This window comes from Acetobacter tropicalis, from assembly GCF_001580915.1.
Classification (GTDB): domain Bacteria; phylum Pseudomonadota; class Alphaproteobacteria; order Acetobacterales; family Acetobacteraceae; genus Acetobacter; species Acetobacter tropicalis.
Genome location: NZ_LHZQ01000222.1, coordinates 165632 through 180183, shown reverse-complemented (window position 1 = coordinate 180183; position 14552 = coordinate 165632). Strand labels below are relative to the sequence as shown.

11 protein-coding genes and 1 pseudogene are annotated in these 14552 nt (G+C 57.8%); 7 read left to right on the top strand and 5 right to left on the bottom strand.

Going from position 1 to position 14552, the window contains the following annotated elements:
• Positions 1-52 precede the first annotated feature (52 nt).
• Together alr and AD944_RS15595 are read left to right on the top strand one after the other, a co-directional pair.
• Positions 53-1183, top strand: a complete 1131-nt coding sequence (alr, locus tag AD944_RS15600) for an alanine racemase (protein WP_045543007.1) — start codon at positions 53-55, stop codon at positions 1181-1183.
• A gap of 4 nt (positions 1184-1187) precedes the next feature.
• On the top strand, positions 1188-2444 hold the full coding sequence (locus AD944_RS15595) for a D-amino acid dehydrogenase (RefSeq protein ID WP_045543006.1): 1257 nt from the start codon (positions 1188-1190) through the stop codon (positions 2442-2444).
• Between the two features lie 109 nt (positions 2445-2553).
• On the opposite strand, the gene AD944_RS15590 is transcribed toward AD944_RS15595, so the two are convergent.
• The 3 genes from AD944_RS15590 to AD944_RS17295 form a co-directional block, all read right to left on the bottom strand.
• Positions 2554-2880, bottom strand: a complete 327-nt coding sequence (locus AD944_RS15590) for a hypothetical protein (protein WP_035378020.1) — start codon at positions 2878-2880, stop codon at positions 2554-2556.
• Between the two features lie 258 nt (positions 2881-3138).
• The gene (pgm, locus tag AD944_RS15585; protein WP_045543005.1) at positions 3139-4785 is read right to left on the bottom strand and encodes a phosphoglucomutase (alpha-D-glucose-1,6-bisphosphate-dependent); all 1647 of its coding nucleotides are present in this window, start codon (positions 4783-4785) and stop codon (positions 3139-3141) included.
• A 151-nt stretch (positions 4786-4936) separates the two neighbouring features.
• Positions 4937-6097, bottom strand: coding sequence for a GNAT family N-acetyltransferase (locus AD944_RS17295; RefSeq protein WP_145912875.1), 1161 nt, complete (start codon positions 6095-6097; stop codon positions 4937-4939).
• A gap of 143 nt (positions 6098-6240) precedes the next feature.
• Here AD944_RS17295 and bla point away from each other — a divergent pair, with 143 nt between their 5' ends.
• A complete protein-coding gene (gene bla, locus AD944_RS15575; RefSeq protein WP_045543004.1) occupies positions 6241-7101 on the top strand; it encodes a class A beta-lactamase in 861 nt (286 codons plus the stop codon).
• Positions 7102-7223: 122 nt separating this feature from the next.
• Here the strand turns inward: bla and typA are convergent, their stop codons facing one another.
• On the bottom strand, positions 7224-9047 hold the full coding sequence (gene typA, locus AD944_RS15570; protein WP_045543003.1) for a translational GTPase TypA: 1824 nt from the start codon (positions 9045-9047) through the stop codon (positions 7224-7226).
• A 281-nt stretch (positions 9048-9328) separates the two neighbouring features.
• Here typA and AD944_RS17525 point away from each other — a divergent pair.
• From AD944_RS17525 to AD944_RS15550, 4 genes and pseudogenes are all read left to right on the top strand, one after another.
• Positions 9329-9556, top strand: a pseudogene (locus tag AD944_RS17525) (FeoA family protein); the annotation flags it as partial.
• Positions 9557-9687: 131 nt separating this feature from the next.
• Positions 9688-11529: a ferrous iron transport protein B gene (gene feoB / locus AD944_RS15560; RefSeq protein WP_045543002.1), complete on the top strand. Its 1842-nt coding sequence runs from the start codon at positions 9688-9690 to the stop codon at positions 11527-11529.
• A gap of 16 nt (positions 11530-11545) precedes the next feature.
• On the top strand, positions 11546-11782 hold the full coding sequence (locus AD944_RS15555) for a DUF6587 family protein (RefSeq protein ID WP_045543001.1): 237 nt from the start codon (positions 11546-11548) through the stop codon (positions 11780-11782).
• 153 nt (positions 11783-11935) lie between these two features.
• Positions 11936-13102 (top strand): MFS transporter, encoded by a 1167-nt coding sequence (locus tag AD944_RS15550; protein ID WP_082741287.1) that lies wholly within the window; start codon positions 11936-11938, stop codon positions 13100-13102.
• Positions 13103-13257: 155 nt separating this feature from the next.
• Here the strand turns inward: AD944_RS15550 and AD944_RS15545 are convergent, their stop codons facing one another.
• Positions 13258-14463, bottom strand: a complete 1206-nt coding sequence (locus tag AD944_RS15545; protein ID WP_045543000.1) for an SMP-30/gluconolactonase/LRE family protein — start codon at positions 14461-14463, stop codon at positions 13258-13260.
• Positions 14464-14552: the final 89 nt, after the last annotated feature.

Here is a 14552-nt window from a genome sequence, read left to right as displayed (position 1 = left end):
TCAGGCCAAACAGCCCCCTTCTCTCCCCCTACCTTCGGCCATTCTCCGACTTATGAGTGTTCTCCCTCATGATGGGTGGGAAGGTGGCCATCTACTGATTGATCTGGCCGCCATTGCAGCAAACTACACGCAGCTTCAAACCCTTGTGGGCCCCCGCACAGAAACGGGTGCCGCAGTCAAAGCCAACGCCTATGGGCTAGGTCTCTCGGAAGTTGCACCTGTTCTGTATGAAGCAGGCTGCCGGACTTTTTTTGTGGCACATCTGGCTGAAGGGGTCGCCTTACGTAGCCTGATTTCTCGTGACAGCCGCATTTTTGTACTCCATGGCCCTCCGCCGGGAACGGCTCCCGCTTTTCTGGCGCACAACCTGTTACCTGTACTGAACAGCCTGCCACAGGTGCAGGAATGGCAGGCGCTCGCCCGTGATCAGAACAACACTCTGCCGGCGGCTTTGCAGGTGGATAGCGGCATGTCCCGCTTCGGACTGTCAGAAGACGAAGTAACCGGACTGAGCAAGGGCTCGGGCTTGGAGGGGCTCAAAATTGTGCTGGTCATGAGCCATCTGGCCTGTGCAGACACCCCTGAGCATCCGCTAAACCGGCAGCAGCGAGACAGTTTTGAACGAACGCGGAAACGGCTGCCTGCTGCTCCCGCCAGCCTGTCTGCTTCCTCCGGTATTTTCCTTGGGCCGGAGTGGCGGTTTGACCTTATCCGGCCCGGAGCAGCACTTTACGGTATTAACCCCACACCGGGGCGCCCCAACCCCATGCAGGCCACTATTCGCCTGCAAGCCCGTGTCATTCAGACCCGCCATATCCCCGCCGGAGCCTGTGCTGGGTATGGTGCCGCTTTTGTTGCCCCTAGCCCGACAGATATTGCGCTTCTGGGTATCGGGTATGGAGATGGCTTTCCTCGTCGGCTGGGTGAGAGAGGTGTTGTTGTTCTGCCAGAACGGCCTGACATCAAACTGCCAATAATCGGGCGTATCTCCATGGATTCACTGGCCGTAGACATTACGGCTCTTGCAGGGCTGCCCCTCGCGCCAGGCGTGGCTTTTGATCTGATTGGCCCCCACAACCCTCTTGATGAAACAGCTTTTCTGGCAGACACCATCGGCTACGAATTGCTGACAGATCTCGGCTCACGCTACCACCGCACCCACCACGATCCCCGGAAAGGATGACACCGTGAAAATCATCATTCTCGGCGCCGGCGTCATTGGCACCACCTCTGCCTGGTACCTGTCCAAACTGGGCCATGAAGTAACCGTGGTGGACCGCCAGCCCGCACCCGGGCTTGAAACCTCTTTTGCCAATGCGGCTCAGGTCTCTCCCGGTTATTCAACACCCTGGGCAGGACCGTCCCTCCCCCTACAGGCCATGAAATGGCTTCTTCAACGGCACCATAGTCCGCTTGTTATCCGCAAGCGGTTTGATCTGGCCATGTTCCGTTGGATTGAGCAGTTTCTGAAAAACTGTAACGTCCATGCGTATGATATCAACAAATCCCGCATGCTGCGTGTTGCCGAGTATAGCCGGGACTGTCTGGACGCCCTGCGTGAGGAAACCGGGCTGACATATGATGACCGCCAGCGCGGCCTGATCCAGCTTTTCCGCACCAACAAACAAGTGGACAAGGTCCAGCGGGATATGCGCCTGCTTTCTGAAAGCCACATTCCCCACGCCCTGCTGACGGTAGATCAGATTCTGGAACATGAGCCCGGTCTGGCCCATGCAAAACACCTGTTGAAAGCAGGCTTGTATCTACCCGGCGATGAATCGGGCGATGCCCATATTTTCACGCAACGGCTGGCCAAGATGGCCGAGGCACAGGGTGTAACCTTCCTGTATAATACGACCATCAAGGGGATGGATGCAGCTGCGGATGAGATCATGTCTGTCCGCACCAGTGCTGGCCACCTGCGGGCCGATGCCTATGTGGTCGCCATGGGCAGCTACAGCCCTCTTCTTCTGAAGCCGCTTGGGATTCATCTGCCGGTCTATCCAGTGAAGGGCTATTCTCTCACCCTGCCCCTGACGGATGAGAGCCACGCCCCGACCTCCACCGTGAATGATGAAACCTACAAAGTTGCCATCACACGGTTGGGCAACCGCATTCGTGTGGGTGGTACGGCCGAACTGACAGGCTATAATCTGCGCCTGAGCCCGGACCGGCGGGAAACACTTGAGCTCTCGTTTTCTGAACTGTTCGGAGGGGGCGATCTGTCCGCAGCCACATACTGGACGGGCCTGCGCCCCAACACTCCTGACGGAACACCTGTAATCGGCCCAGTATCCGCATTCAGGAACCTGTGGCTCAATACTGGACACGGCACACTGGGCTGGACCATGGCCTGTGGGTCAGGCCGCCTTATTGCTGATCTGATCCATGGCAGAAAGACAGATATTCCCGCTCTGGATCTTTCCCTCAGCCGTTACGACTGAAAAATACCCATAAAAAACAGGACTGAGGAGAAACTCCCCAGCCCTGCCTTTGACTCTACCCTGTTCAGGCAGAAACGTGGGAGGCTGTTAAGCCTGCACCAGCTTCTGATTACTGAGCAGAAGAATCGGAACCAGAAGCATCGCTTTCAGCAGCCTTCTTGGCCTTCTTGTGGCCATGGTGGTGCTTCTTGCCGTGGTGCTTCTTGCTCTTCTTTTTGGTGCCTTCTTCCTTGCCGGTTTCCGCAGCGCCAGAAGCAGCAGGTGCAGCTTCAGGAGTGGTCGGAGCTTCAGCAGACGGAGCAGCAGGGGTAGAAGGAGCGGCCGGAACGGCTGGAGCAGCAGGTGCGGTAGCCGGAGCTTCCTGAGCGAAAGACGGAGCAGCAGCGCCCAGCAGAGCAACGGTGGACAGAGCTGCGAGAAGACGACGAGAAATCATGAAAATTGTCTCCAAGAATAATCAGGCCCATCAAGACCATGATTTAATAGTGCCAGAGCGGCGTATGAGGTCATGCACCCGGCTGGCTTGTCATGACTCATATCATGTCGGAAAACCCGCGTCTCGCACTATAATTCTAAAAAACAGGAGTGTGCCGTGAGTTTGACGCAAGGCCACCTAACTCCCGACACAATCCCGTAAAAGGAGAGAGCCTCAGGCAGAGGACAGTCCTTCTCTCTGCGGCACACTACCGCGCTTTCAAGCGGCGAATACTTTGGAAATGGCAGCCTGGGCTTCATCCTGAATCGCTTTCAGATGCGCTTCACTTTTGAAGCTTTCCGCATAGATTTTATAAACATCTTCCGTGCCAGACGGACGAGCCGCAAACCAGCCGTTTTCCGTTACCACCTTCAGGCCACCGATGGGAGCATCATTCCCCGGAGCCCGTGTCAGCTTGCTGATGATCTTGTCCCCTGCAAGGGTTTCCAGCGGAAACTGCTCGGGTGTCAGCTTGCTCAGCTTGGCTTTCTGTTCGGGGGAAGCCGGAGCATCAATGCGGGCGTAGTACGGTGTGCCAAGACGCGCGATGATCTCATGATAATGCACGCTCGGGTTCTTGCCTGTCTTGGCCGTGATTTCCGCCGCCAGCAGGCCGAGAATGATCCCGTCCTTATCCGTGGTCCAGACCGTGCCATCACGCCGCAGGAAGGTGGCGCCAGCACTTTCTTCCCCCCCGAAACCAAGGGAACCATCAAGCAGGCCGGGCACAAACCATTTCAACCCAACGGGTACTTCCACCAGTTTACGCCCGATATCCTTGGCAACACGGTCAATCAAGCCACTGCTGACCAGCGTTTTGCCAATGCCCAGATCCTTGCCCCATTCCGGACGATTCTGGAACAGATAGGAAATTGCTACAGCCAGATAATGGTTGGGGTTCATCAGGCCATCCGGCTGCGCCACAATACCGTGCCGGTCTGCATCCGTATCGTTAGCGAAAGCCACATCAAAACGGTCACCCATCTCGATCAGGCGCGCCATGGCGTAGGGAGAGGAGCAGTCCATGCGGATCTGTCCGTCCCAGTCGGCCGTCATGAAGGAAAATGTCGGGTCCACTTCCGTGCTAACAACCGTGGCGTTCAGGCCGTAGCGGTCAATAATCGGCTGCCAGTACCCCACGGCAGCGCCACCCAGCGGATCAATGCCAATCTTTACCCCGGCATCCCGAATGGCCTTCATATCAATGACAGCATCCAGATCTTCCACATACGGGGTCACGTAGTCATGACCCTTGATGCAGACGGCCTTTTTGGCCTCTTCATACGGCAGGCATTTTACATCTTTCATGCCATCAGCAAGAAAGCCGTTCGCCATATCCTGAATGGCCTTGGTAATGCTTGTATCCGCCGGGCCGCCATTGGGGGGATTATATTTAAACCCGCCATCAGAAGGCGGGTTGTGGGAAGGCGTGATCACCACGCCATCGGCCAGCCCCGAGGTGCGGCCTTTGTTGTAGGTCAGAATGGCATGGGAAATAACGGGCGTGGGCGTGTAACCGCCTTTTTCATCAATCCGCACATCCAGACCATGTGCTGCAAAAACCTCAATAGCGGATTTCTGGGCCGGGCCGGAAAGAGCATGGGAATCCATGCCGATAAACAGCGGTCCATCAATACCTTCCGCCTTCCGGTGGCGGCTGATGGCCTCGCAAATGGCCAGAATATGATTTTCGTTAAAGCTCGTATGGAATGAAGAGCCACGATGCCCGGATGTACCAAAGGACACACGCTGCGTTGGGATCGAAACATCAGGCTTGCGATCATAATAGGCAGCAATCAGTGCTGGAATATCCGTCAGTTGAGCAGAAGGAAGAGTCTTGCCGGCCATAGGGCTGATCTGAACCATTGCTGTAAAAATCCTTACATCTCTACGGGCTATCGGCTAACGCCCGAACTCCTGAATGGCATGCAGAAAACCATGGATTGTGCTGGATGCCCAGAGAGGAGTGGCCCGACAGCAGGAAAAAGCGGGCAGATTCGTGCCCCTTGCCATCACCTCATGCCTTGCGAATCACCGTCGCGGTAATGGTCTGGTGCGGTTCAAACCCAAGCGCAGCATACAGAGCGATAGCAGCCGTATTGCTGGAATAGGAGTGAAGGAATGGCTGCTCCCCCCTGGCCAGAATACGGCGTGCCACCACCCGCATGAGGAACCGGGCATAGCCACGCCCCCGATAGTCAGGATGCGTGCAGACCCCGCTGACTTCCGTAAAATTTCCGGGTTTCAGCCGCTCACCCGCCATGGCGACCAACCGCCCCTGATCGCGAATGCCCACAAATGCCCCCAGCCGATACGTCTGAGGCAAAAACGGACCGGGAGCCGTCAGTCTGGCAAGGGCCAGCATATCACCGGCATCCTCCTCCCCCAGATCACAGTATGAAAGAGCGCAGTCTTCAGCAGGCACATCCCGCGCCACCATCTGAAGGCATTCCGCCGAACGCACTTTTCTGATCTGGGGAGGAAAAGCCACTTGTTCCTTTTCCATCACCCAGAGTTCTGCGCCGTCCGCCAGCGCCACCAGCGCGTCCCAGTTTTGCGCACTTTCCTCCCTGACCGCGCCAAACGGACTGATAGCCGGGTCAAAACAGCCCACGACGTCATTGCCCCTTGAGAGCGCAGCCTGCCGCCCCGTGAGCGCGTTCCAGACAGGCCTGTCCAACACGTTCCGGGCCGCACGCGCTTCACCCGCGGGAGAAGAGGCTTCTGACAGCAGCCGTCTGGCTGTGGTGAGTGCTGATGCCAATTCCTGCTGCCCTGCTTGATCCAGACGGGTAAGAACGGCCGCAATTTCATCATGCTGGCGTTGATCAATATCCGCGAAAAGCGCCCGCCCCTCCGCCGTCAGACTGATGGGGCGGGAGCGTCCATCCTGACCGGAGCGATCGCGCGAAACCCAGCCGTGCTTTTCAAAACGACTGATCATCCGGCTGAGGTACCCCCGATCCAACCCAAGCATGGCCTGCAAGGCGCTGGCCTGCACCGGTTCATTTCCGGCTATTTCCAGCAGCAGGCGAGCTTCTGAAAGGCTGACCCTGCTTCCCAGAAAATGGGCATCCAGCGCGCCAATAAAACGCGTGTAAAACCGATTGAATGTCCGGATGGCGTCTATTGTCTGCTGCATTTTGGCAGGATGCAGGCAATTAGTTGCTAAAGTCAACTATATATCCCGTCATTTCCCTTTCGGCCTACGTGGCTGAACTGCCCACACACATCCCGCACAGGATGATGTCACTCTTCCTTTGACAAAACCTGCTCATCGGAGGGCTGATAAAGAGAGAATAAGGCAAGGAAAGGCACGCCATGAGGAGACGACATTTTTTATGGGGCAGTTCCGCCTTGCTCGCCGCACCCGCTATAGCTGGCACATCAGCGCCCATCGTGATCTCGCAGTATGAGAACGAGACTGGTGGTCACGTTGGTTTCTACGCAGAAAATACAAAAACCGGCGCAACTCTTGGGTGGCGGACAGACGAACGCTTTGTCATGTGCAGCACATTCAAGGCATCGCTTGCGGCCTGTGTGCTGGCCCGCGTTGACGGAGGACTGGATACTCTTGAACGCCCGCTCTCTTACACTGCGGCGGATATTGGGGACCTTTACGCGCCTGTCGCCAAGGCCAATCTGGCAAAAGGCCAGATGACCATCCGGGAACTCTGTGCTGGCGCGGTAGAGCAGAGCGATAACACCTGCGCCAACCTGCTACTGACCCACATTGGCGGGCCTTCTGTTCTAACAGCTTTCTGGCGACATCTTGGGGACAAAACAACACGCCTTGATGATGTCGAGCCCTATCTGAACCGCACTCCGCCGGGCGCCATACAGAACACTACCACCCCGCGCTCCATGGCTTTTATTCTGCAGCATCTGGTGTCGGGACCGGTTCTGTCCGCTCCCTCCCGCACTATCCTGACAGACTGGCTCATCAGATGCCGGACGGGCGAGCACCGGCTTCACGCAGGGTTTCCGAGCGCATGGAAGATTGGAGATAAAACAGGCAATAATGGCAAGGATGCCGCAGGAGATATTGCCGTTATCTGGCCGCACCCTGAAACCAGCATTGTTGTCTGCGCCTACACTCGGGGCGGCCACCCGACGGAACAGCAGCTTTCCTCTGTTTTTGCGGGGATAGGCAAACTGGTGGCAACACGGCTGACAGCCTGACACATCGCGGCAGGCCTCCCGATACAAAAAAACCTGCCTGCATTTTCATGCAGACAGGCTTCCTTCGGGCAATTACCCCGTCCCTTTTACAAGGCGGCTACGCCTTGCAATCAGACTGACGCTTAGGACGCATCACCCTTACGTTCACGCTTCTTGCGTTCGTTCGGGTCCAGATAGCGCTTGCGCAGACGGATGGCAGATGGCGTCACTTCCACCAGTTCATCGTCTTCGATGTAGGCAATCGCCTGTTCCAGAGACATACGGCGCGGCGGAACCAGCAGCAGAGCTTCATCCTTGCCTGCGGCACGAATGTTGGTCAGCTTCTTTTCACGGACTGCGTTCACTTCCAGATCATTTTCACGGGAATGCTCACCGATGATCATGCCCACGTAAACTTTTTCACCCGCATTCACAAACAGCGTACCACGGTCCTGCAGAGAGAACAGGGAATACTGGGTGGTTGAACCATCTTCCGCAGAGATCAGAGATCCGTTACGGCGACCTTCAATGGTGCCAGCATAAGGCTGATACCCATAGAACAGGCGGTTCATGATACCCGTGCCGCGCGTGTCGGTCAGGAATTCGCCATGATACCCAATCAGCCCGCGAGACGGGATGATGAAGGTCAGACGCACCTTGTCCCCACCAGACGGACGCATATCCTGCATCTGCCCCTTACGCTGAGACATCTTTTCCACAACCACGCCGGAATAGGGTTCATCCACGTCAATGGTGACTTCTTCGAACGGTTCTTCCCGCTCACCCGTTTCCTCGTTCGTGCTGAACAGCACGCGCGGACGGCCGATGGTCAGTTCAAACCCTTCACGACGCATGGTTTCAATCAGCACGCCAAGCTGAAGTTCACCACGGCCAGCCACTTCAAAAGCTTCGCTTTCCGGGCTGTCAGTCACGCGGATAGCAATGTTGCTTTCCGTTTCCTTGAACAGACGGTCACGAATCTGGCGAGACGTCACCTTCTTGCCTTCACGACCACCCAGAGGGCCGTCGTTCAGACGGAACGTCATGGACAGGGTCGGCGGATCAACCGGAATGGCTTCAAGCGGTGCAGCCACTTCGGGGGATGCAATGGTGTCAGGAATAGTGGCTTCAGACAGACCGGCCACGGCCACAATGTCCCCAGCTTCCACTTCATCAACCGCCACGCGGTCCAGCCCACGGAAGGACAGCAGTTTTGTCAGGCGGCCAGTTTCCACCACAGAGCCATCAGCCCGCAGCACCTTTACCGGCATGTTGACCTTGGCGCGGCCCTGTTCCACACGGCCCGTCAGCACACGACCGAGGAAGTTGTCGTTTTCAAGGATGGTGGCCGTCATGGCGAACGGCTTTTCCTTGTCCAGCTTGGGTGCGGGAACATGCTTCAGGATCAGCTCGAACATCGGGCTGAGGTCCTTGCGCGGTCCATCCAGCTCAACATCGGCCCAGCCCTGACGGCCAGAAGCGTACAGCATGGGGAAATCAAGCTGTTCATCATTGGCGCCAAGAGCCGCGAACAGATCAAAAATTTCGTTATGCACTTCGTCCGGGCGGGCGTCGCCACGGTCAATCTTGTTCACAACCACAATCGGCTTCAGGCCACGGGCCAGCGCCTTGCCCACCACAAACTTGGTCTGCGGCAATGCGCCTTCAGCGGAGTCGACCAGCACAATCGCGCCGTCCACCATGCTGAGAATACGTTCCACTTCCCCGCCGAAGTCGGCGTGTCCGGGGGTATCGATAATGTTGATCCGGGTGTTCTGCCACACAACGGAGGTGCACTTGGCCAGAATGGTGATGCCCCGCTCACGTTCCAGATCATTGCTGTCCATGGCGCGTTCAGCAACCTGCTGATGCTCATGGAATGAGCCAGACTGCTTCAGCAGTTCGTCAACGAGAGTGGTCTTGCCATGATCGACGTGTGCAATGATGGCGATATTGCGGATATCCATGAAAGGTGCCTGATTGTCCCTGCGCGTTCTGCCGCCACCAGTCATGCAAACGGGGCGGTTGAGTTGCGGTATAAAGAATGCTGGCCCCGTTGATAAGCGCCAGCGTGCAGAAATGCACGTAAAATCCTCACAAGGCGCCCAGAACCTGCCAGCAGGCCTTGCTGCTGCGGGCCCATAACTGCCCCCTACACCACACATTGGACACCTGGCCAGCTTGGAATTAAGGATCATTCTCAATATATACGTGACTCCTTAGTCCGTCTGAGCAGGATGACCAAGCCTTGCGCCTGAACCAGCTTTCCCTTCGCACCGCCGGTGTGATTGACCATATAGAAGCCCTCTCCACGCACGACGCCATTGCCCAGCGTCTGGGTGAGCTGGGCTTTGTGCCGGGAGAACCGGTGAAGGTCATTGCGTTCGGCCCGCTGGGGGGAGACCCGATGGCGGTGGAAATCGGCTTTACGCGTTTCGCCCTGCGGCGCTCGGAAGCACACCGTATTGTGTTGCGGGACAACACCGCAGCCACCGCCCCATCCTGCGCAGCCCAACCCCATGAGCAGGCAGACCCTGCTGCACCCTCCCCCGCTACCAGCACAGCAGACAGCTCCTCACGTCAGGCCCCCGTGGCTGGTCCCCCTGCATGACTGATCTCCCCCCTCTACGCGTCGCGCTGGTTGGCAACCCCAACTGCGGAAAAACGGCCATTTTCAACCAGTTGACGGGCAGTCGCCAGAAGGTTGCCAACTACGCAGGCGTGACGGTTGAACGTAAGGCAGGCCGCCTTGTCACTCCGGCGGGCCGCCGCGTGCAGGTGCTTGATCTGCCCGGCACGTACAGTCTGGCAGCCACCAGCCCAGATGAGGCCGTAACCCGCGATGTCTGCCGTGGCGTCTACAAAGGCGAACCCGCGCCAGATCTGCTGGTAAGTGTTGTTGCCGCCACCAACCTGCGCCTGCATCTGCGTTTCATGCTGGAATTACGGCAGCTTGGGCGCCCCATGATTGTGGTGCTCAACATGATTGACGCCATTAGCAAGCAGGGTCTCACCATTGATATCCCCCGCCTGCAGGCAGAACTGGGGGTGCCGGTTGTCACAGCGGTCGGGATCAAGCGGGGCGGTGGCCAGAATATTCTGGCAGCGCTGGATGCCCCACCTCCTCCCCCCCCAACTCCACTGCCTGAAGGCACCGATCTGCATGCGGAAGTGCGCCGCCTGCTAGCACTCTGTGTTGCCCGCACGTCCGAACGCAAACAGCTTTTTGAAGACAAGCTAGACCGCTGGGTGCTCCACCCCGTATGGGGCATGCTCATCCTGTTTGTGCTGCTATTTATCATGTTTCAGGCCGTGTTCTCCTGGGCACAACCTTTCATGGACATGCTCGATAACGGCATGAAATCGCTGGGTGACCATGTGGGAGCCCTGCTGCCAGACGGCGTTTTGCGCAGCCTTGTGGTGGACGGCATTATTGCAGGCGCAGGGACGGTTATTGTGTTCCTGCCGCAAATTCTGATTCTGTTTCTCTGGATTCTGGCACTGGAGGAATCCGGGTATCTGCCACGCGCCGCCTTCATGCTGGACAAGCTGATGGCCTCGGCAGGGCTGAGCGGACGCTCCTTCATTCCCCTGCTATCCAGCTTTGCCTGCGCCGTGCCCGGCATCATGTCCACCCGCACCATCCAGAACCCGCGAGACCGGATGGTGACCATTATGATCGCGCCGCTCATGACATGTTCGGCGCGGTTGCCGGTCTATGCGCTTCTGATTGGGGCGTTCATTCCCGCGCGGCATATTGCAGGTCTTTTCAACCTGCAGGGGCTTGTTCTTTTCGGGCTGTACGCCGCCGGAATCCTCAGCGCGCTGGTTGTGGCGCGTGTGTTGAAGCGGCGCGCCACAACAGATGAGCACCCGTTGCTGCTTGAACTGCCCAACTATCGTCTGCCCGGCCTGCAAAGCCTGTCTATTGAACTGTGGCAGCGCGCCCGCATTTTTCTATCCCGTGTAGGCACCATTATTGTCACGCTCAGCGTGCTGATGTGGGCGCTTTCCAGCTTCCCTGCTCCCCCAGCCGGTGCTACAGGGCCAGCCATTGACTATAGTCTGGCTGGCCGCATTGGCCATCTGATGCTGCCGTTCTTCCAGTTCATTGGCTTTAACTGGCAGATCTGCGTGGCGCTTATTCCGGGCCTTGCCGCGCGTGAGGTTGCTGTCAGCGCGCTTGCTACCGTGTATTCGGTCGGTGCATCGGAAGCCGATGCCGCATCCCAGCTTGCGCCCCTGCTTTCGGCCCAATGGAGCCTTGCAACAGCGTTCTCTTTGCTGGCATGGTATGTTTACGCGCCGCAATGCTTCTCCACTCTGGCCGTTATTCGCCGGGAAACCGGTTCCTGGCGACTGGTCTGGATCTCTACGGCCTATCTGTTCGGCATGGCTTACGCGGCCTCTTTTCTGGCCTATCACATCACCCGACTGATCAGCGGATAACAACAGGAGACGTCCTGTGACACAGATTCTACTTGTCGGCCTTGTTGTCCTTCTCTGTGCTGCCTACTGGCTCCAGAGGCTGGCACCTTCCGCCATGATCCCTCTCTGGCGTGCCCTCGCAGGGCTGCTGGTCGCCACACAGGCACTTCCCGGCCTCCGCACCAAAGCGGAGCGACTTGCCACACCCTCCGGCGCAAGCCCCGGCTGTGGCGGATGCAAAGGCTGTGATGATAAAAACGGCGGGTGCCACTAGAACAGCGCGTCTTCTAGCGTTGCAACGCCGTCGCCCCTGAAAACACATCCTACTGACAGATCAAAAACGGGCTTCAGAATAAAATCAAAGCAAACAGCCTTCATTGTAGCTCTGACACGCTGGTAGCCTGCTAAAAGCGCGCTACAAAGGGTCATGTCTTCTTCCTCACAGGGGCGCATAAAACCCCTCTCCGCCACGCCCGTTCTACCCATCGCGTGCTTGCTGGCGGTGGGTATGATTTTCGGTCTGACCTACGGGCTCAGCGCGCCCTTATTCACGCTTGAACTGTTTGACCGGGGTTACGGCGCACAGATCATTGCCGCCAACGCCATGATGCACGCCGTTGGGGTTCTGAGCGTTGCCCCTTTTCTGCCGCGCATTGCAGCCCATTTTGGGCCGCGCCGCCCTCTGGTTCTTGCCCTTGGGGTCATCGCTTCTGTGCTCGTGCTTCTGCCAGTGGTGCCCTCCATCTGGTTCTGGTTTCCCCTGCGGCTGGCTCTTGGCTGCGCCACGGAAATTCTGCTCATCCTGTCTGAAAGCTGGCTGAACCAGATCACAGCGGACCAGACCCGCACACGCACCATGGGCCTCTATAGCTCCATGCTCTCATTAGGATTCGCACTGGGGCCGCTCATTCTTGCTGTGGCCGGCCGACACGGATTCACGCCCTACGCCATAAGTGCGGGCTTTGTCCTGACAGCACTGGTGCTGGTCTGCATGCCCTGGATGCACGCTCCCGCGCTGAAGCGTGCAACCCATTCGGGGTTGTGGCGCTACATCAGCCTCGCGCCTATCGCCATCGGCATTACGTTGCTCATGGCCATGCTGGAGGCCGCAGGGTCCTCCTTCCTGACACTTTACGCCATTCGTAACGGCTGGACCGAACAGACCGCCACGCTGCTGCTGTCTGTCATGCTGCTTGGGGCCATTACACTCCAGTTTCCACTCGGCTGGCTGGGGGACCGTATGAACCGCAGGCACCTGATGATCGGCCTCGGCGTTGCCTCCTGCCTCGGCGCGTTGCTCTGGCCGCTGGGGATCACGCATCAACCATGGGCCTACGGGCTTCTGTTTGTGTGGGATGGTCTTTTTGCAGCTATTTATACGCTGGCCATGTCCGTCGTCGGCAGCCGTTTTTCCGGTGGAGACCTTGTCTCAATCTACGCGACAACCTCTGTTGCCTGGGGCCTGGGTGCCTTCATCGGCCCAGAAATGGCGGGCACGGCCATAGACATCAGCCGCCATGGCCTGCCTTACTTTGTCTCTCTGGCCTGCGGTCTGTTCACGCTCCTGCCCATTTTCCTCAGGAAAAGTGCCTAAGGCGCTCAGTAACGCACTGACTGCCGCCTGAGGATCTTCTTCCCTGCCAACGGAATGGAAGACAAGGACCTCGCGCCCTCTTCTTCCCCCATCCCTTAGTCGCAGGCAGCCACTCAGCACTTAGCACTTAGCACTTAGCACTTAGCACTTAGCACTCAGGCAGGGGCAACGCCCTGTGTGTTCACCTGCAAGCGGTAAAGGGATTCCCCGGCGCACATGAACAGCCAGTTCCGCTTGGGACCGCCAAATGTGAGGTTGGAGACTCCATGTGGCAGGCGAATGCGGCCTATCAGATGCCCTTCCGGGTTGAACACGAACACACCGCACAGACCCAGCGGTCCCCCGGCCCCGCACCACAGATTGCCGAAAATGTCGGCCTTCATGCCATCTGGCCCCATCTGCACGCCCTGAAACCGCATGTTGGTAAACAGGCGCGGATTGGCCAGTGTGTTATCCTTCTGGATATCAAACACATGAATGGCCTGATCGCCGTCATGCCCATTCCCTCCGGGCTGCCGACCTGAGGAGATGGCGTAAAGACTTTTATGATCGGGCGAAAAACACAGTCCGTTGGGGTTGGGCAGTTGGGCCTGTGTCAGCACCGCTTCAATCCGGCCTGAAGGATCCACACGGAAGGTATGATCAGCCTGCCGTTTGTTGCCGCCAATCTCGCCAATCAGTTCTTCACCCAGACGCCAGCGTATCTTGCCATCCGGGTTGGCTTCACCGCCCGGTTCATCCGCGTGGCCCTCGGTAAAGCCATCCCCATAACCCGGGTCTGTAAACCAGATGCCGCCATCCGGATGCACCACCACATCATTAGGCGAATTCAAGGGGCGACCTTCATAATGGTCTGCAATCACGCGCACGGACCCATCATGCTCCCATCGGATCACACGGCGCAGGAAGTGCTCGCAAGAGATCTGGCGCCCCTGATAGTCAAACGTATTGCCATTGGAGTGGTAGGATTCCGGGCGGAAAACCGTTACCTCTCCCGTTTCCCACAAATAGCGGTACTGGCGGCTGGTTACGGTATCACTGAACAGCAGATAACGCCCTTCAGAAGACCAGGCGGGCCCTTCCAGCCATGTTCCCTGATCCCACACCCGATGAATGGTGGCTGCACTGAACAGCAAATCCCGGAAAGAGCGATCAATAATCACCACATCCGGGTCTGGCGTATAAGACGGCGGCGCGCCCGACCCCCACTGGCGGGGAGGATTGGTCGTGACATCTGGCGGACGCACATTTTCCGTGACATCCGCCACCGGTGCAGCCCCGGTTGCAGCCAGCCCGGCAGAAAGGCACCCCAGCCCCTGTAATAATTTACGGCGCGGCAAGTGTCCGTTGGCTGGCTTCATCCGTTATCTCTCCTGCCTTGTATCATCATGCTGGCGGGGAAATACCGTGTCATACACCCCCTGTCATCCGGTGGTTCCGCACCGCTTCC

What these genes read in the sequence shown, in the direction of transcription:
- alr (WP_045543007.1), top strand. Translation starts at nt 53, where the DNA reads ATGAGTGTTCTCCCTCATGATGGGTGGGAAGGTGGCCATCTACTGATT.
- AD944_RS15590 (WP_035378020.1), bottom strand. Translation starts at nt 2,880, where the DNA reads ATGATTTCTCGTCGTCTTCTCGCAGCTCTGTCCACCGTTGCTCTGCTG.
- pgm (WP_045543005.1), bottom strand. Translation starts at nt 4,785, where the DNA reads ATGGTTCAGATCAGCCCTATGGCCGGCAAGACTCTTCCTTCTGCTCAA.
- bla (WP_045543004.1), top strand. Translation starts at nt 6,241, where the DNA reads ATGAGGAGACGACATTTTTTATGGGGCAGTTCCGCCTTGCTCGCCGCA.
- typA (WP_045543003.1), bottom strand. Translation starts at nt 9,047, where the DNA reads ATGGATATCCGCAATATCGCCATCATTGCACACGTCGATCATGGCAAG.
- feoB (WP_045543002.1), top strand. Translation starts at nt 9,688, where the DNA reads ATGACTGATCTCCCCCCTCTACGCGTCGCGCTGGTTGGCAACCCCAAC.
- AD944_RS15550 (WP_082741287.1), top strand. Translation starts at nt 11,936, where the DNA reads ATGTCTTCTTCCTCACAGGGGCGCATAAAACCCCTCTCCGCCACGCCC.
- AD944_RS15545 (WP_045543000.1), bottom strand. Translation starts at nt 14,463, where the DNA reads ATGAAGCCAGCCAACGGACACTTGCCGCGCCGTAAATTATTACAGGGG.